Genomic DNA, 679 nt, shown 5'->3' on the forward strand with positions numbered 1-679 from the left:
CTCCACACCCGGCGCGGGGTGCGCTCGACGTGCGGGGGCGGGGTGGCCTGCCGGGTGGGACCCGCGGGGTCCTCCGCCTGCGCCGCGCGGAACTCCTCCCACCACGGTGCTGCGGACACGACGACCTCCCGGCGGCGGTGCGGGTGCGACCTCCGCACCTCCTCGACACCCCGTGCTGCGACGAGCTGGGCGCCGGTCGGGTTCCAGCGCGCGCCCAGTCTGCCGCGACCCGCACCGCCGGGCGCGGCGAGCGGGTCGGCGGCGGACCGGGTGCCGGGCTCAGACGCCGGCGAGGACCTGCGTCCAGTAGGGCCCGCCGGCACCGGTGCGCTCGGCGATGCCGACGAGGCCGAGGCGGCAGTCCAGGAGGTTGGCGCGGTGGCCGGGGCTGGCCAGCCAGGCGTCGACGACGGCGGCGGCGCTGAAGCCGAAGGCCACGTTCTCCGCGGTGCGCCGGGGCAGGACGCCGACGGCGGCCAGCCGGGTGCGCGGGGTGCTGCCGTCGAGGCCGGTGTGGGTCATGGTGCCGGTGGCGGCCATCTCGGCGCTGTGCCGGTCGGCGGCCCTCGTCAGCGGGTCGGCCAGCTGCAGCGGCGCGCAGCCGACGGCGGTGCGGGCGGCGTTGGTGCGCTCCAGCACCAGCCGGACCTGCGGGTCCACCGGTGCGGCGGGTGCGGGG

Annotated in this window: 1 protein-coding gene; it reads right to left on the minus strand. The window is 79.4% G+C overall.

Annotation, left to right across the window (positions count from 1 at the left end):
- Positions 1-279 precede the first annotated feature (279 nt).
- The coding region (locus GTQ99_RS23780) for a CAP domain-containing protein (protein ID WP_205708138.1) at positions 280-679 on the minus strand (400 nt) is incomplete at its 5' end.

Source organism: Kineococcus vitellinus (assembly GCF_009906315.1).
Lineage (GTDB): Bacteria > Actinomycetota > Actinomycetes > Actinomycetales > Kineococcaceae > Kineococcus > Kineococcus vitellinus.